1 protein-coding gene is annotated in these 1,011 nt (G+C 46.2%); it reads left to right on the top strand.

The window, feature by feature from the left end; genetic code table 11:
- Positions 1–158 precede the first annotated feature (158 nt).
- Positions 159–1,011, top strand: an 853-nt coding sequence (gene glsB / locus KIV40_RS27410) for a glutaminase B (RefSeq protein ID WP_285352359.1), incomplete at its 3' end; no start/stop codon positions are given.

Genomic DNA, 1,011 nt, shown 5'->3' on the forward strand with positions numbered 1-1,011 from the left:
GTGAGTCGGCTCAGTTACTGAGCGATTGCCCCTACACTTTGTAGTATTGATAAAAGCCAACATTGTTGTAATGTTGGCTTTTTTGTCCTTAGCTGATGAATAAATCAATGGTGTGAGACACCAGCCCTACAAGAATAACAATACAGAAGTACACAAGCATGAAACCGACACAAGCTATCTTGGCGGAGATTCTAGAAGAAGTTCGCCCTTTGATTGGCCAAGGGAAAGTGGCTGACTACATTCCGGCTCTGGCCAAAGTCTCGAATCAAAAGCTTGCTATTGCCGTATACACCAATGAAGGTGAGGTGATCCAAGCGGGAGACGCAGAAGAAGCCTTTTCTATTCAATCTATCTCTAAAGCCTTAAGCTTGACCTTAGCCATGGTGCTTTATAAGCCTGAAGAGATCTGGCAGCGTGTAGGCAAAGAGCCTTCAGGCCAAGCATTTAACTCCATGATTCAGCTAGAGATGGAGCAAGGTATTCCGCGCAATCCGTTTATCAATGCGGGTGCGATCGTTGTTTCAGATTTATTGCATAGCCGTCTATCTGCACCAAGACAGCGTTTGTTGGAGTTTGTACGTCAGCTTTCTGGTGATACGCATATCGTTTACGACAAGGTCGTTGCGGCTTCAGAGATGATGCACAGTGATCGTAATGCGGCGATTGCTTACTTGATGCGAGCATTTGGTAACTTCGACAATGAAGTGATTCCGGTATTGAACAACTACTTCCATGCTTGTGCGCTTAAAATGACTTGTGTCGACTTGGCGAAGACCTTTAGCTATCTAGCGAATAAAGGCACTTCAGTACAGACTCAGAAGCAGGTGATTACTCCAACTCAAACGAAACAGTTGAACGCATTGCTTGCGACTTGTGGATTGTATGATGGTGCTGGTGAATTTGCGTATCGCGTTGGTACGCCGGGTAAATCTGGTGTAGGTGGTGGCATCATCGCTATCGTACCGGGCGAGATGACGATTGCTGTGTGGTCTCCGGAGCTTGATCCTTCAG

The sequence above is a fragment of the Vibrio sp. D173a genome (assembly GCF_030248475.1).